A 24674-nucleotide genomic window follows, 5' to 3' on the forward strand; every position below is an offset into this window, starting at 1 on the left:
GGTAGCTGTTTTATGACCGCTTCAAAAGATTCGATAGATTCCTCCGAGAATGATATCAATTTAGAAGAATTCGAAACCAAACACCGCGACGGTACTTGGCTGACACGCTTTGTCTTCGCCTTGTCTATATTTCTTGCCGTTGCCCATATTTATATCAATACTATAGGCACCTTACCTGAACTAAGAATCTCCGCTTTTCACTTTGCCGGCTTTGGCGCCTTGTGTGCATTATTGATTCCAGCCAACCCAAAGTGGCGCGATAGTAAAATCGCCCTATTTTTTGACATTCTGATCGTGTTAGCCCTGATCGGGATGGTGCTCTACATCGTCTTTTTTGAAGACGCCTTGTACGCCCGCGGTGTCACCTTCGACACCAGTGACTGGATTGTCTCCAGCATTGCAGTATTACTGTCCTTGGAACTCATACGCCGAACCAGTGGCTGGTTCATTCCTTTTCTCATTCTTGTCGCGCTTACCTATGTGGTGTTATGGGGAAAATGGATTGGTGGGCCCTTCTCCTTCCCTGGCCTAAGCCTTGAAACCCTGCTTTACCGAAGCTTCTTTAGTACCGACGGTATGTTCGGCTCTATTTCTCGGATTTCATGGAGCTTTGTCTTCATGTTTATCCTCTTTGGTGCCTTTTTGGTGAAATCAGGTGCTGGCGACTTTATCATCGCTTTAGCCCGTTCATTGGCCAGCAAGATGATTGGCGGACCAGGCTTTGTCGCTGTATTAGGCTCCGGTTTGATGGGTTCTGTATCAGGTTCTTCCGTGGCCAACACTGTCTCCACCGGTGTGATTACTATCCCACTGATGCGCAAAGCTGGCTTTCCTGCACGCTTCGCCGCGGGCATTGAAGCGGCTGCCTCCACCGGTGGACAGCTGATGCCTCCTATTATGGGCGCGGGCGCCTTTATCATGGCGTCTTATACCCAAGTGTCCTACGTCACCATTATTGGTGTCGCAACTATCCCAGCTATTCTCTACTTTTTGTCGGTCGGTTTTTTTGTCCGAGTTGAAGCTAAACGACAAAATGTCACTTCTGTTGAAGAAGATGGCCCACCGATTTCACAGGTATTAAAAGAAGGTTGGCATAACATTCTGCCATTGGCTGTATTGGTAACCTTGCTCGTCCAAGGCTTCACACCAACCTATGCTGCAGGTCTAGGTATTCTGGCCGTTATTGTCTCTTCATGGCTTTCAAAGAGCCATAAAATGGGCCCTGTTGCCATTTTAGACGCCATGGCTCAAGGCGCTAAAAACATGTCAACAACCGCGGTTCTGCTTATCGGTATCGGTTTGGTTGTGAATGTCATCAGCACCACTGGTGTGGGCAACACTTTCTCAATTATGATTTCCGATTGGGCTGGCGGTAGCTTGTTCCTAACCTTAGTATTGGTGGCCATTGCCTCATTAGTATTGGGGATGGGGCTGCCTGTTACTGCATCTTATATTGTCTTAGGAACACTATCTGCTCCTGCTATTTTTAACCTAATTGCCGAAAGCCAATTATTAGAAATGATGAGCAGTGGTAACTTGCCTCAAGCCGCTACTGCCGTCTTTATGTTGGTCGATCCTGGCGCCATTGCACAACTGGCTCAAGGCATGCCGATGGAACAAGCTGCCGCCTTGCTAGCACAGGTTCCAGCAGACTTTAAAGGTATGCTGATGGATCAAGCGCTGGGCGCAAACAATGTGGCCATGATCTTGGTTACCGCACACATGATCATATTCTGGTTGTCCCAGGACAGTAATGTGACGCCTCCGGTGTGTTTAACCGCATTTGCCGCTGCGGCCATTGCGAAAACCCCACCAATGCGTACTGGTATGATGGCTTGGAAGCTCGCCAAAGGACTCTATATCGTGCCACTGTTGATGGCTTACACACCATTGATTGGCGGCGATACAGAAACTCTGATTCGTCTAACCTTGTTCGCCATCTTCGGCCTTTATGCGTTAGTGGCTGCCATGGAAGGGTATTTAGAAGACAAACTTTCTATTCCAGCCAGAATATTAGCGTTAGCTGCCTCAGTATTAATGCTGTGGCCATACTTTGATATTTGGTTGCAAATAGTCGGGTTGGTTATCTTCTTAGTCATATTTATTATTGGCAATAGAAGCTACGCTAAAAGTAACGCCCTGACGGCTTCTTAGGAGCGAACTTAGCACAAACAAGTTGGCTACCAACCGCCGGTTTTTACTGCAGGCCTTATCAACAGGTCAGTCAGTGAAAACCGGCTTTTTATTGCTCATTCCCACGCCCTCTAGAGGATCAACCTAAAAGCTGAGGTTCGCGTGTCATTTAGACTTCATTAAGCTCTGCTTTACTGGTTATTATGACCCACTGAATCTCGCCTTCTGTTGGCTTATCAATAATGTAAAAGGACCTCATTTATGATTAGGACACGCACCTTCACGCCACTCACATTCGTACTGACTTTTCTCCTTAGCCTACTGCCTTTTTCTGCCCATGCAGCAAACCAATCTGTTAGCTTTAATGTCTTTGCCATTCCCTCTCAGCCGATCATAGACTTAGTCCAAGAGACCAGCGAGGGCCTAAAAAAACAGGGTATTACCAGTTTTTATGAAAAAGGATTTCCAGTCCACGCAACTTTATACCTGACAGACTACCCACAAGGTTCAGAGCAATCCATCAAGCAGGCCGTTGCAAAAGTTGTGGCTCGCTTTCAAGCCTTTCCTATTCAAGCCCAAGGCTTTACCGTCACTCAAAGCCAGTGGGCTTTTATTGATATCTCACCTTCGGGTCGGCTACAAAGGCTTGCTGACGAAATCACACTGGCGCTCGAACCAATGAGAAATCAACAGGCGTCTCTTCCTACTTGGGTAAAAAACTTTCCCAATAAACTCGCTGCATTTAAACGTTATGGCAGCCCTAACGTTTTTCAAAACTTCCAACCCCATTTAACGCTACTGGCGAATGAAACTAGCCCAAAATTAGCCGCCTTTCATAGCATGATGAAAACACACCCACCTATGGCCAAAGGCCAAATCATAGGCGTTGGAATCGGCATATCTGACCAATGGGGACAACAGAAAGAAGTCATTGCACACTACTATTTTAAATAGCCTATCCTCGTTAACCGCAAGGAGCAGCCTATTGCTGCTTCTTGCTTTTCAGGGCTGCTTAAAAAACATCCACACCTTGTTGTTTTATCAGAAAAAACACTAATTTTATCAAGAAACTCCGATTTACTTTTTCATTTCCATTTTTCATGCTAGATTGCTACCGCTTTTCTGCTTAGCAATTCAACTCATTGATATCTTTCCCTCAAGATAATGACTTGCTGATAGAAGCCCTTTGGATTATTAGCACCTAATAAGCCGTTGCGAAAATTATAACAATGCTTACCAAGCAATCACTTTGGAGAACATCATATGCAAGCATTCATTGATTTCTTAAATGGAGCCATTTGGAGTCCAGTTTTAATCTATCTGTGCCTTGGCGCAGGATTATTTTATTCCATCCTTACCCGCTTCGCTCAAGTTAGGCATTTCAAAGAAATGTGTAGCTTACTGCTTAACTCAAATCAATCAGACAAGGGCATTTCCTCTTTTCAAGCCCTCGCAGTGTCTTTATCTGGTCGTGTTGGTGTCGGTAACATCGCAGGTGTTGCCGCTGCCATTGGCTTTGGTGGCCCAGGTGCCGTTTTCTGGATGTGGGTGGTGGCGTTTTTAGGCGCTAGCACAGCGTACGCAGAATCTACATTGGGTCAGCTTTATAAAGTCAGTGAAGATGGCCAATACCGTGGTGGTCCTGCCTATTACTTCGACCGTTGCCTAGGCTGGCGTTGGTTGGGTGTGTTGTTCGCTCTGTCTTCTATCATTGCCTGTGGTATTTTCTTGCCTGGTATTCAAGCCAACGCCGTGGGGAATGCGGTGGTTGAGATTTTCGGCCCAGGTAACCTAGTATCCAGTGCTTTTGGCGATGTTAGCTCTACCAAATTGGTGGCCTTGGCGGTGATCTTACTGGTCTTGGCCTTCATCATTTTTGGTGGCATCAAACGCATTGCAAACTTCACTCAGATCATCGTGCCTTTCATGGCGCTTGGTTATATTGTGATGGCGTTGATCGTTGTCTTCCTAAACATCCATCAAGTGCCTGACATTTTCAAACTGATCTTCTCTGATGCTTTTACCGCTCAGGCAGGTTTTGGTGCGGCGATTGGTTGGGGTGTAAAACGTGGCGTCTATTCTAATGAGGCAGGTCAAGGTACTGGCCCTCACGCTGCTGCAGCGGCAGAAGTACAACACCCAGCACAACAAGGTCTAGTTCAAGCCTTTTCTGTGTATGTTGATACCTTATTCATTTGTACTGCTACGGCATTGATGATTCTAATCACTCAACAATACAATGTACAAGGCAGCTTAGCAGACGGACAATTCATCGTTCAGAACGTTGACCCTTCTACTATCATTTCCTCTCCAGCCTTTACCCAAATGGCGTTGGCAAGTGTATTTGGTAGCGTCGGTCCTATGTTCGTGGGCATCGCCTTGTTCTTCTTCGCCTTCACCACTATTTTGGCGTACTACTACATTGCAGAAACCAACGTTGCTTACTTGCGTCGTGCGTTGAAATTCAATATTCCACTAACCCTAGTGAAATTATTGATCATGTTCATGGTCGCATACGGTACCGTTAACACCGCAGGTTACATCTGGAACCTAGGTGATGTAGGTGTCGGCTTGATGGCATGGATTAACATTGTCGGTATTTTAGTGATCTTCTTCCTAGCAAAACCTACCATGAAAGCACTGCGTGACTACGAACGTCAAAAAGCAGAAGGTGTTAAAAAATACACCTTCAACCCGAAAGCACTTGGCATTAAAGGCGCGGATTTCTGGGAACAGCGTTACGAGAAACAACAAGCAGAAGACGCGAAAAATAAATAGCGCCTATTGCTAATTCTTGTTAAATAAAAAGGGCTAATCCTAATCGGATTAGCCCTTTTTTGTTTTTAGCCCACTCACTCTGCGTTTATTCTGCTAACCACTGAGCCACTTGTTTAGCATAATACGTGACAATCAAAGACGCCCCAGCACGCTTAAAACCGACTAGGGTTTCAAACACCGCCTGCTGTTCATCAATGGCACCCGCCAGTGCCGCAAATTTTATAGTCGCGTACTCACCGCCCACCTGATAAGACGCCAGTGGCAAGTGTGTTTCTTGGCGCAAATTAGCCAGTACATCCAAATAGGGCGTACCTGGTTTCACCATCAAGATATCTGCCCCTTCTTGTTCATCTAATAAGGCTTCTTGCATGGCCTGACGACCGTTCGCACAATCAAGCTGGTAAGATTTTCGATCGCCGTCCAATTCACTTTCTACTGCTTCACGAAATGGGCCATAGAAAGAAGAAGCAAACTTAGCTGAATGGGCCAAAATGCCCACATTCTTATAACCTGCAGCGTCTAAGCCCTGACGAATCGCCAATACTTGCCCATCCATCATTGCCGACGGTGCTAACATGTCTGCCCCTGCTTTGGCCGCCGTTACACATTGTTTCACCAGATTCTCAACACTGGCGTCGTTTTCGACATCACCATTATGCACCACGCCACAATGACCATGATCTGTGTATTCACAAAAACAAATATCAGGAATCACTATCATTTCTGGGCAGGTCTCTTTGATAGTTAAAATCATCCGCGCTAGCAAGCCATCGTCGCGCCAAGTATCACTGCCCAAAGCGTCTTTGTGATGACTGATACCAAACGGCATAACATAGCGAATCCCCAAGGCAAATAAATCCTTTACCTCTTGCGCCAAAGCCTGTTCCGGCAAACGTGAAATACCCGGCAACTTCGTCAGCGGGATGGACTCTTTAATCCCCTCTTCGATAAATAAAGGGTAAATTAAATCGTTTAAGGAAAAATCGTGTTCGCGGACTAAATCGCGCATAGCGGGTGTGCCGCGAAGGCGGCGTAAACGTTTGAGAGGACCAGTGGAATCGGCAGTGGAAAGAGACATGGTGAATCCTTACTAATTAGCGCATCAAAGGGCGCGGTTAACTAATGAGGATAAAAGGATACACCCGTAAAAAGGCAATAGACCATGCGTAGCAAACAGGATTCTTCAAATAAGCACATTTTCCTAGAGCAAGTTCGCCTTCTTTACGGCGAATGATGCTCCAGTTAACCTTCTTTAAAGCAGGGTCACACCCGCCACTTCGGTCACACTTTTGGCATCCGCCCGTTCCATGATTTTAACCAAAACAGATTGGATGGTTTCATCTTCTCGTACATCATTTTTGGCATTAAAACGCTGCTCTTGGCAAGCGTCCCCCTCTTCCATGGTAAAACGAATCACCACTTCTGTGGCCAACTCTTTATTGCTACCAAAATACTCTAACTCAATCGCAGGGTATCCTTTGAAGCCTTTTTTAACTTGTTTTGCGATGCGTTTTTTTGCTTTATCCAAGTGCATGATGAATCCTTAACAATAGCAATATGCTCCTGTGCATTATCACCTATAAGGCAAGGGTTAAGCGAGTGATCACGACAATAAACCTACCGCCAATCCAGCGCTAGGCAAAACAAATAAAAAAAAGCCAGTGATTTGATCTCACTGGCTTTGTTGTTGCGCCACAAAAGAGCGACTAAGAATGAGTTGCTCTTAGCATCCAAGCGGTTTTTTCATGTATCCGCATGCGATCAGACACTAAAGAAGCAGAAGACTCATCATCCGCTTCTTGTGCTATTTTCAATACATCTCGGCATGTTCTAATCACTTGTTCATGCCCTTTCGTCAAGATTTTCACCATCTCTGCTGAGCTCGGCACCCCATCCACTTCTTCAATTGAAGTCAATTTGGCAAATTCTTTATACGTACCAGGCGCTGGGACATCTAACGTCCGAATCCGCTCCGCAATGTCATCCACCGCAGTCGCTAACTCTTGATAATGCTCTTCAAACATCAAATGCAGCTCGCGAAACTGTAATCCTGTGACATTCCAATGGAAGTTATGTGTTTGTAAATATAGGGTATAAGAGTCGGCTAACAGGCGTTTTAGGCCTTCTGAAATTTCAGATCTATTTGCTTTATTAATGCCAATATCAATATCTGTCATGTCATTACCTCATCGTTAATGTGACACGAAACGTCGCTTATTGATGCTAACCATATAAGCTGTCATCGCGTCGTATGCGTTATTCCTGCTCATAAGTGCAAGGCTATACCAGCAGGCCTAGCTTATTATTACAAGAAGCCGCATAACTTCGAAACCAGATAAGTTGTCACAAATAAGGAGTTAAGTAAGGTACAAATCCCTCTGTCTCAATATGAGAACAGTAGAGTATTGACCAGATGCTTAACAAAAACACAAGTTTTAAAACCAGAACACGACCCTTAACAATCGTGTAACTTAAACGCTACTTGCTTCTTAATACTTAACCCAAGCGCACTTTACCGTTAGAATGCTGACCATTTAATAAAATACTTTTCTTGACCAAACACTACGAGTAGCCCGAATGAAAATACTGATAAAGCTTATCCGCAATGCACTAGGCGTGATTATTGCGACGCTTGACCTCGTCACCCGTGGATCCAAACTAAAACGCACGCCAGAACAGCAACAAGAAGTAAATAAAGAAGTGGAACAACTGGCACTTTACCAATTTTTTGCCTGCCCCTTCTGCATCAAAACTCGCCGCGCGATATACAAGCTGAACCTGCCAATTGAAAAGCGCAGCGCTTCTGAAGGATCACCACACCGTCAGGAATTGTTAGCCGGCGGTGGTCGTGTAAAAGTCCCTTGTTTACGTATTGAAAAAGACGGCAAAGTAGAATGGATGTATGAGTCTTCAGACATTATTCGTTATCTTGAACAACGTTTTGCTTAGTTGCAAACCTGCTATTCCCCCGATCTAATACTTTAAAAAATGGTGACTTTTTACAGTCACCATTTTTTATTTTGGCAGCTCTCAAGCCAAAATCTCTCTACCTGCTTTTTTACTGTATACTGCGCGCTACTCTCCTTATGACAATCTGTCCGAGCATCTATGCCATTTTCAAAACTTGGGCTTTCTAGTCCTCTTGTAAAAGCCACTAAAGAACTGGGTTACCGCACCCCTACTGAGATTCAAAGACAAGCCATTCCGGTTATTCTGTCTGGTAAAGATCTTGTCGCAACCTCTCAAACCGGTACCGGTAAAACCGCTGCCTTTGTGCTGCCGATTCTGGAAAAGCTGAACAAGGAAGGGACTCTACGTGGTAAGCGTGTACAGGCACTTATCCTGACGCCGACCCGTGAGCTGGCTGTACAGGTAGAAGCCAATATTGCCCTCTACAGCAAAAATTTAAAGCTCAGCTCATTCGCCGTTTATGGTGGTGTGGATATCGAGCCACAAAAGCAGCGCTTAATTGAAGGTGTAGACATTTTGGTCGCGACACCAGGCCGCTTGCTTGATTTGACGCACCAACGTGCCATTCACTTTGATGAACTTGAAATCTTAGTATTAGATGAAGCCGATAGAATGATCGACATGGGCTTCTCGGACGATCTGTACAAAATTTTAGATCGTCTGCCTCAACACCGTCAAAATCTATTCTTCTCTGCGACCATCACAGACAGTGTGCGCTCACTGTCTTATGATTTTACCGACAGCAAAGTCAGTGAAGCCGCCACAGAAATAAAGATTTCACCGCGTACGAAGACATCACCAACGATCAAACAATGGTTAATTACCGTTGATAAAGACACTAAATCAGCATTGCTTAGCCATTTGATCAAAGAGCGAGAATGGGATCAGGCGCTGATCTTCATCGAGAAAAAACACGGTGCCGCTAAGCTGGTTGCACAGCTGGCTAAACGCGGCATAGTAGCAGACTCGATTCATGGTGATAGAAGCCAAGCCATGCGTGAAAAAATTCTCGCTGACTTTAAGTCTGGTAAATTAAAATATCTCGTGGCGACCGGCGTTGCCGCACGTGGTATCGACATTGGCGATCTGAGCCGTGTGGTAAATTACGACTTACCTTTCAAACCAGAAGAATACGTTCACCGTATTGGTCGAACTGGTCGTGCCGGTGCAGATGGTGAAGCTATCTCTTTTGTCGCCATGGGAGACTTTAAAAACCTATGCGCAATCGAAAGCCGTTTGAAACATGTTATCGAACGTGAAGAAATCGATGAATTCCCGGTTCGAAAAACCGTACCTGTTTCTGTGTTGAATTTTGTTCGTAAGAGTAAAGCGCCTGAACGCAAAGGCCCGTCTAAACCAAGAACGGGCAGCAAACCAAAGCATCCGATTAAAACAGAACGCAAGCAAAAAAGTCAGTAGCACGATTACCGACAGATTTCTTAAAGACCGTTTCTCGGAGTAGAATGCTAAAGAGGCCTATCGGCCTCTTTTTTATTGCTAACCAACGACTCGCTAGGATGGAATTTATGCAAATCGTGGCTTCATTAATTGATTGGATTTATGCTCATTGGGTTACCAATGTGCTGCTGATGCATATCGCTTTATCGTTAATAAGTTCGCTGCATATCTTGCTCTTCAAAGAGAATGACCGCACTTCACTAGCGTGGATTGGTCTGGTGATTTTTTCACCTATTATCGGTAGCCTCTTCTATTGGCTATTTGGCATCAATCGTATTAAACGACTGGCGCAACGTGAGCACCCACACCCCCTCAAAGCGGATTTTCGTCAGCCTTGTTCCGCGCTTGATTTTCATCAACTCCCAGAGGTTTGGCATTCTGCGATTAAAGCCGCTTACGCTATTCATCCGGTTAACTTTGCCACGAACAATCAGGTCACTCCGTTAATTAATGGCGATAGCGCTTATCCCGAAATGATCCGCTCCATTAAACATGCCCAGCACTCTGTGGTGCTATCAAGCTATATTTTTGACTACGATTCCCTCGGCCGACAATTCGTCACCGCCTTATCCGATGCACAACAACGAGGGGTAAGAGTGAATGTGCTGTTAGACGGTATTGGGGTCGGCTATAGCTGGCGCAAATCAGATCGAGCCTTGACCAAAAGAGGGGTAAATACAGCCCGCTTTCTACCGGCTGTTTCCTTAACTGGGATTCGCTTTATTAATTTAAGAAACCACCGAAAAATACTCTGTGTTGACGGTGATGTGGCCTATATTGGTGGCATGAATGTGAGCAAAAACAATCTGGTCAACACATCACAACACCCAATTGATGATGTTCATTTTAAAGTCACAGGCCCGGTGATTGACCAAATTAGCAAGGTGTTTGTAGAGGATTGGTTCTTTGCCACTGGCGAGCGAATTCAGTTTCCATTGTTTGACCCAAGCGCCGCTCGACAATCGGCTCAGTCAACAACAGCGCCTAGCCAAGTGGTGGCTCGCGTTGTGCAAGATGGGCCGGATGAATACCATAATAGAATACGCTGGACGCTAATAAACGCGTTAGTGTGCGCCCAAAAAAGCGTCAAAATCATAACGCCCTATTTTATTCCTGATCAAACTCTCATGACGTCACTTCATGCCGCCGCGCTTCGTGGCGTCGCGGTCGATATTATCATTCCTGCACGCAGTAACATTCCGTTTATTGACTGGGTAATGGAAGCCAACTTTTCTCGTATCATTGAGCACGGTATTCGTATCTATAAAAACAGTCGACCATTTGATCACAGCAAAATCGTTCTTATCGATGATGTTTGGTCATTTATTGGCTCCACCAACTGGGACGCGAGAAGTTTAGAATTTAACTTCGAAATTAATCTAGAATGTTTTGATAGCAACTTAAATGCTCAATTAACCCAGCTGTTCAAAGACAAACAAAAAAATGCCGAGCCAGTTCGAGCAGAAGAGGTAAACCAATTGGCGCTCTATAAAAAAATACGCAATAACTTATTTCGGTTATTTTCGCCCTATTTATAGAGCCCATAAAACGAGTCAACAATCAGCCTATTAGGCTGATTTATAGATACCCGAGGCCTGCTATGATCACACAACGCTATCGCTCCGTTGAATCTCTTACCCTAATGGGCAATGCCCCTAAGCAAGCCCTAGGACCAAACATCGAACTGCTGCTATGGAATGTATTTAAATGCAAACGAAAAGGCTGGCAAAAGGACTTCTCCTCTCTCATTCACAACAAAGACTTAATCCTGTTGCAAGAGGCCGTTTTAAACACCCCGTTTGATAACCTATTTCATCACTCTTTACAGCATCAATGGATTATGGCGAGCAGTTTTCGAAACCTCAAAAGCAACATAGAAACGGGGGTGAAAACAGGGGCTTCCGTGGCTGCACAATCACAGTATTTTTCCGCCTCCGAACATGGTGAGCCACTCACCCAAACCAAAAAAATGCTGTTGGCCATTGAATACCCATTAGTCGATATTGGCAGCACGACAGCGTCTTCTCTCTTGGTGATCAACGCCCATCTCATCAACTTTGTTGCCATCGGAAAATTCAGAGCACACCTAGAACAAATCTCGCACACACTACAAGGGCATAATGGCCCTATTGTATTAGCGGGAGATTTTAATACCTGGAATAAAAAAAGGCTGGCGAGCTTTAACAAGCTGGCCGCTGAATATTCATTGCAGCAAGTCGACATGGTACGTCAGCCACGATTAAACCATTTATTCCGACACCTTGATCATGTTTATTGTCGTGGTTTCGAGGTGACTCATGTTCAGGTACATAGCGACATTCATTCATCTGACCACTACCCAATCAGCTTGTCGTTACAGCTAACAAAATAGCCGTTGTTGGCACTCTGACAATGTTTATTGGGGAGTAAACAGCGCCAATACTTCCGCGTTACTTGGGTGTTTTTTCAATAAAGACAACAGCTTTTGAGTCCCCTCTAGGGGCTTAAGATTGGTAAAGGAACGACGTAACTGACGAACCGCTTCAAGGTCTTTTTCCTCGATAAGCAACTCTTCACGACGGGTACTGCTTTTCGCAATATCTATGGCGGGAAAAATGCGCTGACTCGCCAACTCCCGTGACAGGACAATTTCCATATTGCCTGTGCCTTTAAACTCTTCAAAAATCACCTGATCCATGCGGCTTCCCGTGTCTACCAACACAGTCGCAAGAATCGTCAATGACCCACCGTTTTCAATTTTTCTGGCCGCGCCAAACAGTTTACGAGGAATCTCTAACGCACGCGCATCAACCCCGCCCGACATGGTTCGGCCACTACTACGCTGGCCTGCGTTATGCACACGGGACAAGCGCGTCAGAGAGTCAATCACTATCATCACATTTTCGCCTTCCCCTGCTTGAATGATTGCCTTCTCCAACAACTCATCGGCCACACGCACATGTTCTACGTGGCTATTGTCCGAAGACGACGCATGCACTTCTGCTGACACACTGCGTTTGAAATCGGTGACTTCTTCAGGGCGTTCATCAATCAGCAAGGCATACAGCTTAATCTCTGGGTACGCACCGCTCACAGCCTGACAAATATGCTTTAACAGAGTGGTTTTACCAGACCCAGGAGGTGCGACAATTAAGCCTCGCTGTCCCAGACCTATCGGCGTTATCAAATCCATGGCGCGCATCGACAACTCAGTAGAACTAGAAGCCAAACGCATAGCCGGAGAAGGATGCACAGCCACCCCATTTAAGAAACGTTTTTTGGGATCGTTCGGATACAGATCCTCAGGTTTTTCTTCCGGGGTAAGGTCTTTACTGCGCTTACCTTTATTACTTAATATTTTTCGTGTCATAGCATTATTGCTCTAGGAATAAGGGAGTTATTGCTGCGTTGAGCGGCAATAAAAAAGGGGCGGAGGATGACAAAACTAGCGATTACGGCCAAATGAAGCCACTTCATCCTGACTCAAATAACGCCACTGTCCGACATCAATATCTAGACGAACATCGCCAATTTGCTCTCGATGCAAACCAATGACACGATTTCCTACGGCGGCAAACATGCGCTTTACTTGGTGAAACTTACCTTCTGTCAGGGTTAGCAATACTTGCTGTTGAGTGACCCGCTGCAAGCGTGCAGGCTGAGTAAGTTGAGACTCTCCTTGCAGCAAAATGCCTTGGGCAAATTGTTCTGCAATCTGCGCCGCTTGATGCTCAGACAAGGCTCGCGACAGGGTAACACGATAGACTTTATGACACTTTTTTTCAGGCCGAGTGATATCAAAAGACCAACGTCCATCGTCGGTGATTAACACCAGGCCCGTGGTGTCTGCGTCCAAGCGCCCGGCTATATGCAGCTCGGAAGGTTTCTCAATCTGCAAGCCATTAAACAAAGAAGGGTACACTTCATCGATATTAGAACACACGGTGGCAGCGGGTTTATGCATCATAATATAGCGAAAAGCCCGCGCTTTAAGCGTTTCATCCAACAACTTAACAAGATTATTCTCATGCACCTGATGCGCCTCATTGAGAACCACCTCATTATTCACGCTCAACTCGCCTCGATGAATCGCTCTAATGGCTTGTTCTTTGGACAGTTCGGTGCTTTTACAAACAAATTTATCAAGACGCATGGTAAACCAGATTCAGAAGGTGAACACAACAGAGTACAACGGACCCAAAACCAAAGCCGCTGCCCTCCTCTAGACTAACACCTGCCGTGTGGTCGCGATAAAATGATGCACCTCTTCCTCTATCTTTGGGTCCACCATTTGCTCAGGCCTTCTGTCATTCGGGCAAGCCATACGCGGCGTAGTGCCAAACAGACGACAGATCAATGGCCGTTCATCGTAGACGGTACAACCATCAGGACCTAAATGCACACAGTTAAACTCATTTAACGCCGCTTCATGCTCTGCCTCTGTTTTTACTGGCAAACGTGACATCTCTTCTGACGAAGTGGTGACTGGGCCGCAACAATCATGACAGCCCTCTACGCATTTGAAGGAGGGAATATTGTCTCGTAGGCGGGCAATGATATCGCGATTAGAGTGCATTAAGCTTGACCTTGTTATCAGAAAAAGAATCTAACAGCATTCTACCGCAATTATTTTGTCGACAATATCACCCATGTGGTTGCCATGAATATCTGGTGAACGATACAAAGGGTGATAAAGCGCTGGTGTGCGAGCTATGTAGGCTGCTTTCATTCCTGCTGACAAGGCGCCATGGGTGTCCCAATCGTGTGTTGCCACAAGGCGTAACTCCGCAAGGGGTAAGCCCAATGTCTCTGCGGCAAATTGATAGGCTTTTGGATCTGGCTTAAAGCTCCCAGTGGACTCTACCGACAAAATATCATCGAACACCTCGGACAAGCCCGCGTTGTTGATTTGTGTCGCAATCAAATTAAGCGATGAGTTAGAAAAGGCCACGCAACGAAACCCCGCGCTTTTTAAACGCTGTAAGGCGGGCTGAATGTCATCATGGGGAGGAAGACTCGCAAAGCCTGTTAAAATATCATCACGCTGTGGTGCCGATAACGCGACCCCTTTGCGCACTGCAACAGCGTCCAATACCACGCCAGCTAAAGCTGCAAAGTCGGTTTTCACCTGCGTTGCCACACACACAGTTGAAGAGTGTAACAAGCTGGCAAACCACAGAGACATGACGCCGTCATCACCAAAGGCCGCCTTGAACTTAGGCTTTAAGGTCTCAAGGTTTAACACGGTTTCATTAATATCAAACAGTATCGTCTTCTGTGTCATAAGCTCTTCTCACTCTTATATTGCAATAACAACAATGAATTCAACGCACTTCCTCCGTAAAGAAGGAAAATATAACGTCCTATCTAAGCAACAAAGATAGCATTTATCTTGCTCAACTATGTGTCCACACAGTGCTAAAAAAGGTCAAACCTTGCCATAATCCCCCCCTATCGCCAACTCGCGATAAAAGCCCTATAAAAAAGCCCCTTTTCAAAAGAAAAGAGGCTCTCATTATCATAGAAATCGAGTTACGACTCGTTTCGCGACGCTAAATAATCACGCCACCCGCCAAATTGAGTAATATCCTGCGTATCATCGAAGCCATAAGGTTCGCAAATAAAACCAGACACTTGACGACCATCTATCAAGGTCACTTTACCTATGCCCAGTGGCGCTGGGATACCAGCCACAAAGCTGCCGAAGTTTTCGCTAGGAACGGACCAGACTTCCACTTCTATGGCTTGCCCGTTGTTTTTATCCAACAATAATCCAGGTCGAAGTGGCGGCCCACCAGCCAATAAATGCATACGGTACATGGCCGCCGTGGTGGTTTTCTCGACCAAACTGGCACCGCGCTCTGTCAATTGCCAATTCAGTGGCTGACCGGACAAATGCGCCCCACACACCATCACCTCTATCCTAGTTGCACTCTTTACCGGAAGCGCATTAGTTGGCGTTGCCATGCTTTCCAAGGCCCCCTTTTTCAACGGCATGGCTTGCTGTATCCGATTGGCAATCGACATCAGCATACGATCACTAAAGGTAGGTCCAACTAGGGTAATACCAAATGGCATTCCCGCTTCCGTTAAAGTGGTCGGTACCGCAATAGAGGCCAAATCAATCAAGTTCATGAAGTTGGTGTAATAGCCCAATTCACTGTTGTGTTTAATTGGCTCAGCAAGCATCTCAGCTACCGTAAAATGACGTCCTGCGGTGGGTGTCAGTAAACAATCTAGGTTCGCCATCTGAGCCAAACAGATTTGTTTCAACGCATTAATACGATATTGCGCTTTGAATAAATTCGTCGCGGGCGGCTTGCCTCCTGGGGCAATGATTTCACGCACCACAGGAAAAATAGCGTCAGGGTTGTCATCGATCAGCGGCTGTGTGGCAATATAACGCTCCGCTACCCAAGGCCCTTCATAAAGCAATTGAGCTATTTCATCAAACGGCGCATAGTCTATTTCTTGGAACACAAAGCCTTCCGCACTGAGCTTTTCTAAGGTCGCCATATAGGCTTTTTCATAGCCTTTATCACCAAAGAACTTCAGCTGATGCTGGGCAATCACCCCAACGGTTAAGGAACCTGTACGCAAACCATATTGGCGAGCCTGATTATCATATGGGTTCTCTCGACTGTATCCGTCGTGAATATCAAAGCCTTCACTCGCCGCTAAGGCAATATTCGCATCGTCTGTGTTGTAGGCAAATATCGTAATGCAATCCAGGCTGCGACAAGCAGGCACCAACCCAGTGGCAGACAACAATCCAATAGTGGGCTTCACTCCGACTAAATTATTAAAACAAGCTGGCACTCGACCCGAGCCTGCAGTGTCTGTGCCCAAACTAAAGCTGGCCAACCCCAACGCAACAGACACGGCTGAGCCTGAGCTTGAACCACCACTGATATAGTCATAATCAAACGCATTATGACAGGCACCAAATGGCGACCGAGTGCCATTGAGCCCTGTAGCAAACTGGTCCAAATTGGTTTTCCCTACCGGAATAGCTCCGGCATCAACCAGCTGCTGAACAACCTTCGCGGAAGATTCAGGAACATAACGAAAAGCCTCGCAGCCCGCGGTTGTCGGAATGCCTGCTAGATCAATATTGTCTTTGATGGCAAACGGTATCCCCCATAAAGGGTGAGTCGCCAGATCCTTGTCTTTTAATCCATCAAGCCATCTTGATTGCTCAGATTGCGTTAATAAATGAATCCAAATATTGTGATCCACATACTCGGCCGCGCGCTCACGAATACCCGCCATCACACTTTCAGGTGTCGTCGTGCCCGCTTGATAAGCAGCACGTAACGCTGAGAATCCCATATCCAGAGGCTCGTTTGCCGTGCTCGTCGTCATAGTAATACTCATGCCTCTTCCTCCAAAACCACAATAGCCTGCCCAGCATTCACACGGCTGCCGTCTGTTAATAACAAATCACACACCACACCCGCACTGGACGCATAAATAGGGATTTCCATTTTCATTGACTCAAGAATGACCAATAAATGGCCAGCTTCTACCTTTTGTCCTACTTCGACTTGAGTTTGCCAAACACTGCCTGATACTGGGCTATCGATTACAATGGCGTCTTCACTCCAAGTCACCTCTGTTTCAACGGCTTGTGCTTCATCGGTGTCATAATGAAATTGTCCATTGGCGTGCCAATTGGCCAGCTCTTCTTCAAACGCCTGATTGCGACCTTCTTTAAAGGCATCAATGCTCTGTTCATTCTCACCAATAAAGGCTTCGTACTCAGACAAGGAAAAGGTACTTTCTTCAATACGAATCGGGTAATTATCATGGGGGAAATCCTTACGAATCTGTTCCAACTCCTCATGGCTCACTTCGTAAAAACGAATCTGATCAAAGAACCTCAGTAACCAAGGTTTAGTAAAGGCGCTGGTCAAACGATATCGATTCCACATCTGCAAGGTACGACCAACAAACTGATAACCACCCGGCCCTTCCATGCCATACACACACAAGTAAGAACCACCGATACCGACTGAGTTCTCTGCGGTCCAGGTACGCGCTGGATTGTATTTTGTCGTTACCAATCGATGACGCGGATCCACTGGTGTGGCAACAGGTGCCCCTAGGTAGACATCGCCTAACCCCATCACCAAATAACTGGCGCTAAACAGAATGTCTTTCACATCGGCAATGCTTTCAAGGCCGTTAATACGCCGAATAAACTCCAGATTACTCGGACACCAAGGGGCATTAGAACGCACGGATTGAGCGTATTTATCAATGGCTTCTTGGCACGCTCTGTCATCCCAAGACAAGGGTAAATAGACCGTTCTAGAAGGCACCGTCAGTTCCGCTAAATTCTCACTTAACGCCAATTCTGCGGCTTCTAGATGATCCAGTAACTGCTGATGATGTAACACTTGACTGTCATAATGGATTTGCAAGGAACGAATCCCTGGGGTTAGCTCGCGTATACCAGAAAGGCTATTTTTCTCTAGCCACTGCATCAGCGCATGAGCCCGAAAGCGCAAACGGATATCCAGTATTTGCTCACCGTACTCAACTAATAAAAAGTGATCACCTGCGGCACGATAAACAATCTCGTCCTTAAAACGATCCGCTGATAATGTTTTTAAAATCGGTGATCCCTCTAGATGTGGTGCAGCGCGTGGAATAATAGATTGTTCGTATGAGATGAGCTCCGTCAAACCGGTATTTTGCGCACGCTCTAATGCACTCGCATCGTCTAAGCTGACACTAACAAAACGAACTTTATCGCCGGCGCGCAGCTGACCAAGCTTCCATAAGTCAGCACTAATCACGGTCGCAGGACAAACAAAACCACCAAGAGATGGCCCATCTGGGCCTAAAATAACCGGCATATCCCCAGTGAAATCAACACTACCAAAGGCATAGGCATTGTCATGGATATTGGATGGATGAAGGCCCGCTTCACCGCCATTATCACGCGCCCATTTAGGCTTAGGGCCGATCAAACGAACGCCGGTTCGGCTGGAGTTATAATGCACTTCCCAGGCCGTTCCAAAAAACATTTCTATGTCTTCTGGGGTGAAAAAGTCCGGCGAACCATGGGGGCCATAAATGACGCGCAACTCATGCTCATTGGTTAGCTCTGGTAGTAAGCCTGCTGGCAGTAATGGGGTCGGCTCTGCTGCCTCTGTTTTTTCAGTTAACGGCTTAGCTAAGGTGTGAAGCACATCTCCGGTTTGCAGTGCCCGACCATTGTGACCACCAAATTGACCGAGCGTGAAAGTGGATTTTGAGCCCAAATAATCAGGGCAATCAAAGCCACCTGAAACCGCAAGGTAAGCGCGGGCACCGGCTTCTTTAATACGTCCAAAGGTCAATGTCTGACCTTTCTTAATGGCTAAAACCTGATTATTTAGAACCGCTTCACCGTCCAGTTTTACCTCAATATTGGCGCCTGAAATCACCACCAAGGTCGCAAAGCTAAACAGCAAACTCGGCCCTTGAAGTGTTATCTCCATCGCCGCGGCGTCCAGTGGATTCCCCAATAAGCGATTGGCCAAACGAAAGTGATAATTATCAAACGGGCCAGAAGGAGGAACGCCCACATTCCAATGGTGCTGACGACCAGGAAAATCTTGTAAGGTGGTTTGCGTACCGCCACTTAAGACATCAATTCGTGCCGGTTGATAGACAAATTCATTCAGGTAGCGAGTGCTTACTTCACCGCGCAATAAGACCGGGTCCGTCACTAAAATTTTAAGGTAATCCAAATTGGTTTCTGTGCCATACAAAACACATTCTTCTAACGTGCTATGGAGCTTTGCAAACGCCTTATCACGGGTCTCTTGATGCACAATCACCTTGGCTAACATAGGATCAAAATACGGCGAGACTTGTATTCCTGTCTCTATCCAGTGGTCAATTCGAACCTCTGAACTGGTCGCCTGCTCGACCACTGGCCAGCTCACTTGGCTTAATAGGCCGGCACATGGTTGAAAGTCTTTATAAGGGTCTTCGGCATAGATGCGCACTTGCACCGCATGGCCATTGGCTTGTAGCTTGTTACGCTTGTCTTCAAGCGCCAGTGGTTCGCCGGCGGCCAGTCGCACCATCCATTCCACCAGATCAACGCCATACACCATTTCTGTGACGCCGTGCTCTACTTGTAGCCGAGTATTCACTTCTAAAAAGTAAAACTGATCCGTGTCCATGTCATAAATAAATTCAACCGTTCCGGCATTACGGTACTTCACAGAAGACAGCAACAACTCAGCGGTTTTGTGCAACTGACTACGCACTTCATCCGTCAAGTTCGGGGCCGGACATTCCTCTACTACCTTTTGATTACGACGCTGACTAGAGCAATCACGTTCGCCCAACGCCAAAGCACCGCCCTTGCCATCAGCAAAAACTTGAACTTCAATATGACGAGCTCGAGCAATAAATTTCTCGATAAACACACTGTCGTCGGCAAAATTATTTGCTCCTAGACGACGTACTGACTCGAAATTATCTCGTAAACTGTTTTCATCATGGCACAGGTGCATGCCGATACCACCGCCACCAGCGGTACTTTTTAACATCACAGGGTAGCCAATTTGGTTGGCCGTCTGACAGGCAGTATCAAGGTCAACCAGTAAATCAGAACCTGGAGAAAGCGGAACATTGGCTTGCTCGGCCAGTTCGCGAGCACGGTGTTTTAAGCCAAATTCAATCATTTGCTCTGCTGTAGGTCCAATAAACGCAATGCCTTCGTCTTCGCAGCGGCGCACAAAATTGGCGTTCTCACTTAGAAACCCATAACCTGGATGAATCGCTTTGGCGCCGCTTTGTTTGGCTATATGAAGAATTTTCTCCATATCTAAATAGGTGTCAGCGGCACTGCCTTCGCCCAATGAAAAGGCTTCATCGGCACGTTTTACATGAAGACTTTTAGCATCCGACTCAGCATACACAGCCACAGACTGGATACCCATTGTTTGTAAGGTGCGAATAATGCGTGTCGCAATGGCGCCACGGTTGGCGATTAATACTTTGTTAAACATGGTTCAACCTTGCCGGGCCGTCCCGGAATGAACTACATCAGTGGTCGTCCACTGAGCGGTTAAAGTTATCTAGCGTGTTCTTTTGTAGAATGAATTTTTATATCCATTAGCAATCGCTAGGGATGCCATACCAGTAAATCAACTGGGGTTGGGTTATAACCGTTACAAGGATTATTCAGCTGAGGACAATTCGAAATTAAAATAATAAGGTCCATTTTAGCCACCATCTCTACGTATTTACCGGGCGCTGAAATACCGTCTTCGAAGGTTAGGCCACCTTCTTGAGTGACTGGAACATTCATAAAAAAGTTAATATTGTGGCTGATGTCACGTTTCGACAGACCGTATTCAGGGTGTTCAGCAATGGCTAACATCCAACTGTCACGACAGGCGTGCATACAACGCTTTTCTAAGTCATAACGCACAGTATTACTTTCTGTGGCACACGCGCCGCCGAGTGTGTCATGGCGACCACAGGTGTCTGCCACTATGTCTAACATGACATTATTTTCATTCGACCGAATCGCCGAACCTGCGGTTAAATAGACATTGCCTTGTTCACGAATGGTATCTGTTGCGCTATAACGTTCAGCAGGTTTGTTGGCGTTATAAAACAAGGTATCCGCCGCCTGATTGCCTTCTAAATCCACAATTCGAAAAGTACTGCCCGCCTTTACTGTGCCAATAAAATAGTCACCCGCATCAATATGAAACGCCTCATCTGCACTGTCTGTCGTGAATACACTTTCTTTAATCATGGGTTACGCCTCCATAGCGTCTGTTGTATTGGCTGGGGCACCCAGGTAATACAGTTCATTATTGGCAAAGCCGCGTTGGTTCTCAGGTCGAGACATCTTGCAGAAATCATCGTCGGCAACAGGTTGGGCTTTTTCTAATAGGATAGAGATAGGTTTTTTCGGGTAGCTGGCGGCCTTGCTCAAGGGATGCGGGCAGGTGTGCAGCATGACTAGCGTGTCCATTTCGAAGCGCAAAGTGACACTTGAGCCCGCTGGGCTGTTTCCTTCCACTAACGCCATATTGCCTTCAGCATCCGTACTGACTCGACTAAATAAATTCAAATTGGCCGCGTGATCCGCCTGAGTCAAGCCATATTTGGCCATTTCAACCAGCATGGCATCATGGCCATTTTGCATCCATTCATTGTGATCGCTCTGGTAATCTCGAACGCCCCATTTGCTAGTAATATGGGAAGCATGACTATTACCACATACGGTTTCATGCCAACCGACTGAGTCCTCAATAATTGAAGCGAAAATACGCCCCATATCAGAATACAAACAGTGGCCTTTGGTGAGCCTAAAAGTGTGCTGGCCTTTTAACGTATCTGGTGCGTTATAATGCTCTAATAGGTTTTCAGGGTTATAAAACACCATGCCTAGGTTGCCATCACCTGCAATGTCCGTCAGGGTCATTTGCATACCCCGACGTACTTTTAGTGACCAATGGCTTGCAGCAGGAATAAGGGTTTCATACTTCTTCATAATGCGTTCTCCGTGGTGTCATCAGTCGTATCCTTGGAAGGATCAAAAACAGGTCGGATACGCTGATCAATTTCTTCATACAATGGGGCGGGAGCATGACCTACTGGTAAGTCATAAGTGATTGAAGCGCCATAAGCGTTTGGCGCATGGGGGTCATGACGTAATTTATCGAATACCCATAAGCGTGTGCCTAAGTGAAAACCTTCTTTCAAATCATGGGTAACCATAAAAATCGTCAGTTTGTGCTTTTGCCATAGATCCAGCACTAGGGTATGCATGTCTGCACGAATGCCGGGGTCAAGAGCACCAAAAGGCTCATCTAAAAGCAAAATTCGCGGCTTACAAATAATCGCCTGTGCAATTGCTAAACGCTGCTTCATACCACCAGACAATTCATGTGGATAGCGATTAAGGGCGTGGCTTAATCCCACTTGTTGCAAGATATCGCTGGCTTCTTGCTTCGCTAAGGCTTTCTCCTTACCAAATAAGTAACCGCTGATGGAGCGCTTCTCAAAACCTTTTGCCGCAACCACATTTTCCAGTACCGTCATATGTGGGAAGACAGAATATTGCTGGAACACTATGCCACGATCTGAGCCAGGTTCATTCGGTACCGGTTTACCATCCAGCAAGAGCTCACCGTCAGTGGCGGTTTCAATGCCCAATAGCATTTTCAAAAAGGTGCTTTTTCCGCACCCAGAAGCGCCAACCAAGGTTACAAATTCACCTTCTTTTACGTCAATGTCGATACGCTCTAGGATCACATCTTGGCCATAGCGCTTACCCAGTTTTTTCGCTTGTATCATGGTTTTTGCAGCTTGCTTTGCTTCTAATTGACTCATGAGCGCGCCTCCAAACTCCAAGGAAAGAGTCGTCGGTTTAAACGACCCAATAAGTAATCCACCAAGAAAGCCAGCAAGGTGATCCAAGCCACATAGGGCAAAATCACATCCATAGAGAGGTAGCGACGCACTAGGAAGATTCGATACCCTAAGCCATCGGTAGAGGAAATCGCTTCAGCGGCAATCAAGAACAACCACCCAGCTCCCAAAGACAAACGCACAGCATCAATCAATTTCGGCAGTATCTGAGGCAACAACACACGGATGAGTATTTGACTGGTACTGGCCCCTAATGTTTGTGCTTTCACCAATTGCTCAGAGGGTATTTCTTGTACTCTGCGCTGAATATCGCGGGCAATAAAAGGGGTTATACCGATAGCAATAAGGGTTATTTTTGAGGTTTCACCCAAGCCTACTGCGATGAACAAGATTGGCAATAACGCCAATGGCGGCACCAGGGATATGACCGTCAGTAACGGCGACAAACTCGCAGTTAACAAAGGCAAAGCGCCTGTCATCAGGCCTAGAAATAGACCTATTGAAGCGGCGATAAGCACACCTGATCCTAACCGCATTAGACTGCTTAAAGTGTCTTGCCAGAAGACATAGTCTCCAGTGCGACGACTTGGGGTAAATGCCATGCGATACATGGCCTCCCCCATGCTACTAAAAGAGGGCAATATCTTATCGCTTGGGTTAATTGCCAAGCGTGCATCAGAGCTGATCATGTAAAGCACGATCAGCAAAGCAAAAGGCAGTAAACCTAATAAGATTGCGTTGCTTCGACTTGGGGTATAGTTGATAAGTTTCTTCATAATTTGATCCCAGGACGACGTTTCACCGCTGTGGGCTTACTTCCTTGTAAGCCCATTAACGCATACACGTCGTTGGTTTTTGGATGCGTTACAGAGTGCCGTCTGCCGCCATTTGCATATAGGTAGGATCAAAACGAAGTTTGATATTGTTCTCGTCACCGTAAACACCCGATGGCATTTGAATACCCACAACCCCTGCATCTGGGGCGCCATCGCCAAGTAGACCGTGTTCAAATGAGAACTCGGCCACATGCTTCATAGTGGCAAACAATTCTTTACTATTGGTTAACTCGAGGGCACTTTGAGGGGTATAAAACATGTGCGTTTTGGCTAATTGAGCATCGTAGCCGGCAAGATCGGTTTCGGCCGCATTCGCCATATCAGTACGAATGCTTTTGGCATTCGCGCTGTCACCTTGCATTAATCCCATAATCTCATACCAAGCACCCACTAAGGCTTTACCAAAATCAGGGTTCTCTTTTAAAGTGTCAGTATTTACTATCATGGTGTCTAAAATCTCACCTGGGATTTTAGAAGAATCAAAGACGTTGTGAGTATTTGGCATGTTCAGTATTTCACTGGCAATGGGATTCCAAGTCACCACAGAGGTCACATCTTTGGTACTGGCAATAGAGGCCATATCGGCATCTGAGGTATTGATCACGCTGACGTCTTTTTCACTCATACCAACAGAGTTAAGAGCGCGAGCAAGCAAGTAATGAGACACACTAAATTGCACTAGATTAACATTCTGTCCCTTAATGTCTTTTAGACCCGTTTTGTCTTTTAGGATAACGGCGTCGTTGCCATCTGAATAATCGCCGACGATCAAGACCGTGCTGTCAACACCGCTCGCTGCAGGAATGGTAAGCGCATCCATTTGCGCCATGGTACAACCATCAAATTGACCTGCTGTGTATTGGTTCATAGATTCGACATAATCATTCATTTGCACAACGTCGATATCAATACCGTATTTATCACCCCATTTTTTGATGATGTCAGATTGTTGAGCATAAGCCCAAGGCATCCAACCAGCATAAATAGACCAACACACCTTAAAGTGATCTTGTGCTAATGCATTAGCGGATAAAAGGAGGGAGCAAAGCAGAATGGTTACTTTTTTCGCAGAGTGTTTCATTGAATTCACCTTTTCAGTTTGTTTAGTTACACATGGAG

The 24674-nt window shown here is 46.1% G+C and carries 21 protein-coding genes; 7 read left to right on the plus strand and 14 right to left on the minus strand.

Annotation, left to right across the window (positions count from 1 at the left end; all coding sequences use genetic code 11):
* Positions 1–12 precede the first annotated feature (12 nt).
* The 3 genes from DFP81_RS07935 (at position 13) to DFP81_RS07945 (ending at position 4911) form a co-directional block, all read left to right on the plus strand.
* Positions 13–2154 carry a TRAP transporter permease gene (locus DFP81_RS07935; protein ID WP_115897237.1) on the plus strand — a complete coding sequence of 714 codons (2142 nt, stop codon included), beginning with the start codon at positions 13–15 and terminating at the stop codon, positions 2152–2154.
* A 240-nt stretch (positions 2155–2394) separates the two neighbouring features.
* Positions 2395–3087, plus strand: a complete 693-nt coding sequence (locus tag DFP81_RS07940; protein ID WP_115897238.1) for a 2'-5' RNA ligase family protein — start codon at positions 2395–2397, stop codon at positions 3085–3087.
* A 309-nt stretch (positions 3088–3396) separates the two neighbouring features.
* On the plus strand, positions 3397–4911 hold the full coding sequence (locus tag DFP81_RS07945) for an alanine/glycine:cation symporter family protein (RefSeq protein WP_115897239.1): 1515 nt from the start codon (positions 3397–3399) through the stop codon (positions 4909–4911).
* 85 nt (positions 4912–4996) lie between these two features.
* Here DFP81_RS07945 and hemB read toward each other — a convergent pair whose 3' ends face one another.
* The 3 genes from hemB to DFP81_RS07960 form a co-directional block, all read right to left on the minus strand.
* Positions 4997–5989 (minus strand): porphobilinogen synthase, encoded by a 993-nt coding sequence (gene hemB / locus DFP81_RS07950; protein ID WP_115897240.1) that lies wholly within the window; start codon positions 5987–5989, stop codon positions 4997–4999.
* 174 nt (positions 5990–6163) lie between these two features.
* Entirely contained in the window at positions 6164–6445 is a 282-nt protein-coding gene (locus tag DFP81_RS07955) for a hypothetical protein (protein WP_115897241.1), read from the minus strand.
* A 172-nt stretch (positions 6446–6617) separates the two neighbouring features.
* Complete coding sequence (locus DFP81_RS07960) at positions 6618–7088, minus strand: Dps family protein (RefSeq protein WP_115897242.1); 471 nt, start codon at positions 7086–7088, stop codon at positions 6618–6620.
* A gap of 400 nt (positions 7089–7488) precedes the next feature.
* Between DFP81_RS07960 and DFP81_RS07965 the strand changes: the two genes are divergently transcribed.
* The 4 genes from DFP81_RS07965 (at position 7489) to DFP81_RS07980 (ending at position 11710) form a co-directional block, all read left to right on the plus strand.
* Positions 7489–7860: a glutathione S-transferase N-terminal domain-containing protein gene (locus DFP81_RS07965; protein ID WP_115897243.1), complete on the plus strand. Its 372-nt coding sequence runs from the start codon at positions 7489–7491 to the stop codon at positions 7858–7860.
* A 159-nt stretch (positions 7861–8019) separates the two neighbouring features.
* Positions 8020–9300, plus strand: a complete 1281-nt coding sequence (locus tag DFP81_RS07970; protein WP_115897244.1) for a DEAD/DEAH box helicase — start codon at positions 8020–8022, stop codon at positions 9298–9300.
* Positions 9301–9407: 107 nt separating this feature from the next.
* On the plus strand, positions 9408–10877 hold the full coding sequence (gene cls, locus DFP81_RS07975) for a cardiolipin synthase (protein ID WP_115897245.1): 1470 nt from the start codon (positions 9408–9410) through the stop codon (positions 10875–10877).
* 62 nt (positions 10878–10939) lie between these two features.
* Positions 10940–11710 carry an endonuclease/exonuclease/phosphatase family protein gene (locus tag DFP81_RS07980; protein ID WP_115897246.1) on the plus strand — a complete coding sequence of 257 codons (771 nt, stop codon included), beginning with the start codon at positions 10940–10942 and terminating at the stop codon, positions 11708–11710.
* A 24-nt stretch (positions 11711–11734) separates the two neighbouring features.
* On the opposite strand, the gene rho is transcribed toward DFP81_RS07980, so the two are convergent.
* The 11 genes from rho to DFP81_RS08035 form a co-directional block, all read right to left on the minus strand.
* Positions 11735–12688, minus strand: coding sequence for a transcription termination factor Rho (rho, locus tag DFP81_RS07985; RefSeq protein ID WP_115897247.1), 954 nt, complete (start codon positions 12686–12688; stop codon positions 11735–11737).
* Between the two features lie 75 nt (positions 12689–12763).
* Positions 12764–13471, minus strand: a complete 708-nt coding sequence (locus DFP81_RS07990) for a pseudouridine synthase (protein WP_115897248.1) — start codon at positions 13469–13471, stop codon at positions 12764–12766.
* 69 nt (positions 13472–13540) lie between these two features.
* Entirely contained in the window at positions 13541–13894 is a 354-nt protein-coding gene (locus DFP81_RS07995; protein WP_115897249.1) for a YkgJ family cysteine cluster protein, read from the minus strand.
* 30 nt (positions 13895–13924) lie between these two features.
* Positions 13925–14602 carry a haloacid dehalogenase type II gene (locus tag DFP81_RS08000; RefSeq protein ID WP_115897250.1) on the minus strand — a complete coding sequence of 226 codons (678 nt, stop codon included), beginning with the start codon at positions 14600–14602 and terminating at the stop codon, positions 13925–13927.
* Positions 14603–14850: 248 nt separating this feature from the next.
* Positions 14851–16695 carry an allophanate hydrolase gene (gene atzF, locus DFP81_RS08005; protein WP_245959117.1) on the minus strand — a complete coding sequence of 615 codons (1845 nt, stop codon included), beginning with the start codon at positions 16693–16695 and terminating at the stop codon, positions 14851–14853.
* Positions 16692–20336, minus strand: coding sequence for an urea carboxylase (gene uca, locus DFP81_RS08010; protein ID WP_115897251.1), 3645 nt, complete (start codon positions 20334–20336; stop codon positions 16692–16694). The genes atzF and uca overlap by 4 nt, the downstream gene beginning before the upstream one ends.
* Positions 20337–20452: 116 nt before the next feature.
* Positions 20453–21094 (minus strand): urea amidolyase associated protein UAAP2, encoded by a 642-nt coding sequence (locus tag DFP81_RS08015; protein WP_115897252.1) that lies wholly within the window; start codon positions 21092–21094, stop codon positions 20453–20455.
* 3 nt (positions 21095–21097) lie between these two features.
* On the minus strand, positions 21098–21838 hold the full coding sequence (locus DFP81_RS08020) for an urea amidolyase associated protein UAAP1 (protein ID WP_115897253.1): 741 nt from the start codon (positions 21836–21838) through the stop codon (positions 21098–21100).
* A complete protein-coding gene (locus tag DFP81_RS08025) occupies positions 21835–22680 on the minus strand; it encodes an ABC transporter ATP-binding protein (RefSeq protein WP_220342872.1) in 846 nt (281 codons plus the stop codon). Before DFP81_RS08025 ends, DFP81_RS08020 begins: the two co-directional genes overlap by 4 nt.
* Positions 22677–23495 (minus strand): ABC transporter permease, encoded by an 819-nt coding sequence (locus DFP81_RS08030; RefSeq protein WP_115897254.1) that lies wholly within the window; start codon positions 23493–23495, stop codon positions 22677–22679. The genes DFP81_RS08025 and DFP81_RS08030 overlap by 4 nt, the downstream gene beginning before the upstream one ends.
* A gap of 88 nt (positions 23496–23583) precedes the next feature.
* Positions 23584–24636, minus strand: coding sequence for a putative urea ABC transporter substrate-binding protein (locus DFP81_RS08035; RefSeq protein WP_115897255.1), 1053 nt, complete (start codon positions 24634–24636; stop codon positions 23584–23586).
* Between the last annotated feature and the right edge of the window lie 38 nt (positions 24637–24674).

The sequence above is a fragment of the Marinomonas pollencensis genome, assembly GCF_003387375.1.
Lineage (GTDB): Bacteria > Pseudomonadota > Gammaproteobacteria > Pseudomonadales > Marinomonadaceae > Marinomonas > Marinomonas pollencensis.

What these genes read in the sequence shown, in the direction of transcription:
- atzF (WP_245959117.1), bottom strand. Translation starts at nt 16,695, where the DNA reads ATGAGTATTACTATGACGACGAGCACGGCAAACGAGCCTCTGGATATG.
- DFP81_RS07945 (WP_115897239.1), top strand. Translation starts at nt 3,397, where the DNA reads ATGCAAGCATTCATTGATTTCTTAAATGGAGCCATTTGGAGTCCAGTT.
- DFP81_RS08030 (WP_115897254.1), bottom strand. Translation starts at nt 23,495, where the DNA reads ATGAAGAAACTTATCAACTATACCCCAAGTCGAAGCAACGCAATCTTA.
- hemB (WP_115897240.1), bottom strand. Translation starts at nt 5,989, where the DNA reads ATGTCTCTTTCCACTGCCGATTCCACTGGTCCTCTCAAACGTTTACGC.
- DFP81_RS08015 (WP_115897252.1), bottom strand. Translation starts at nt 21,094, where the DNA reads ATGATTAAAGAAAGTGTATTCACGACAGACAGTGCAGATGAGGCGTTT.
- DFP81_RS07965 (WP_115897243.1), top strand. Translation starts at nt 7,489, where the DNA reads ATGAAAATACTGATAAAGCTTATCCGCAATGCACTAGGCGTGATTATT.
- DFP81_RS08035 (WP_115897255.1), bottom strand. Translation starts at nt 24,636, where the DNA reads ATGAAACACTCTGCGAAAAAAGTAACCATTCTGCTTTGCTCCCTCCTT.
- DFP81_RS07990 (WP_115897248.1), bottom strand. Translation starts at nt 13,471, where the DNA reads ATGCGTCTTGATAAATTTGTTTGTAAAAGCACCGAACTGTCCAAAGAA.
- DFP81_RS07970 (WP_115897244.1), top strand. Translation starts at nt 8,020, where the DNA reads ATGCCATTTTCAAAACTTGGGCTTTCTAGTCCTCTTGTAAAAGCCACT.
- cls (WP_115897245.1), top strand. Translation starts at nt 9,408, where the DNA reads ATGCAAATCGTGGCTTCATTAATTGATTGGATTTATGCTCATTGGGTT.
- DFP81_RS07980 (WP_115897246.1), top strand. Translation starts at nt 10,940, where the DNA reads ATGATCACACAACGCTATCGCTCCGTTGAATCTCTTACCCTAATGGGC.
- DFP81_RS08000 (WP_115897250.1), bottom strand. Translation starts at nt 14,602, where the DNA reads ATGACACAGAAGACGATACTGTTTGATATTAATGAAACCGTGTTAAAC.
- DFP81_RS08020 (WP_115897253.1), bottom strand. Translation starts at nt 21,838, where the DNA reads ATGAAGAAGTATGAAACCCTTATTCCTGCTGCAAGCCATTGGTCACTA.
- DFP81_RS07960 (WP_115897242.1), bottom strand. Translation starts at nt 7,088, where the DNA reads ATGACAGATATTGATATTGGCATTAATAAAGCAAATAGATCTGAAATT.
- rho (WP_115897247.1), bottom strand. Translation starts at nt 12,688, where the DNA reads ATGACACGAAAAATATTAAGTAATAAAGGTAAGCGCAGTAAAGACCTT.
- DFP81_RS07935 (WP_115897237.1), top strand. Translation starts at nt 13, where the DNA reads ATGACCGCTTCAAAAGATTCGATAGATTCCTCCGAGAATGATATCAAT.
- DFP81_RS07955 (WP_115897241.1), bottom strand. Translation starts at nt 6,445, where the DNA reads ATGCACTTGGATAAAGCAAAAAAACGCATCGCAAAACAAGTTAAAAAA.
- uca (WP_115897251.1), bottom strand. Translation starts at nt 20,336, where the DNA reads ATGTTTAACAAAGTATTAATCGCCAACCGTGGCGCCATTGCGACACGC.
- DFP81_RS07940 (WP_115897238.1), top strand. Translation starts at nt 2,395, where the DNA reads ATGATTAGGACACGCACCTTCACGCCACTCACATTCGTACTGACTTTT.
- DFP81_RS07995 (WP_115897249.1), bottom strand. Translation starts at nt 13,894, where the DNA reads ATGCACTCTAATCGCGATATCATTGCCCGCCTACGAGACAATATTCCC.
- DFP81_RS08025 (WP_220342872.1), bottom strand. Translation starts at nt 22,680, where the DNA reads ATGAGTCAATTAGAAGCAAAGCAAGCTGCAAAAACCATGATACAAGCG.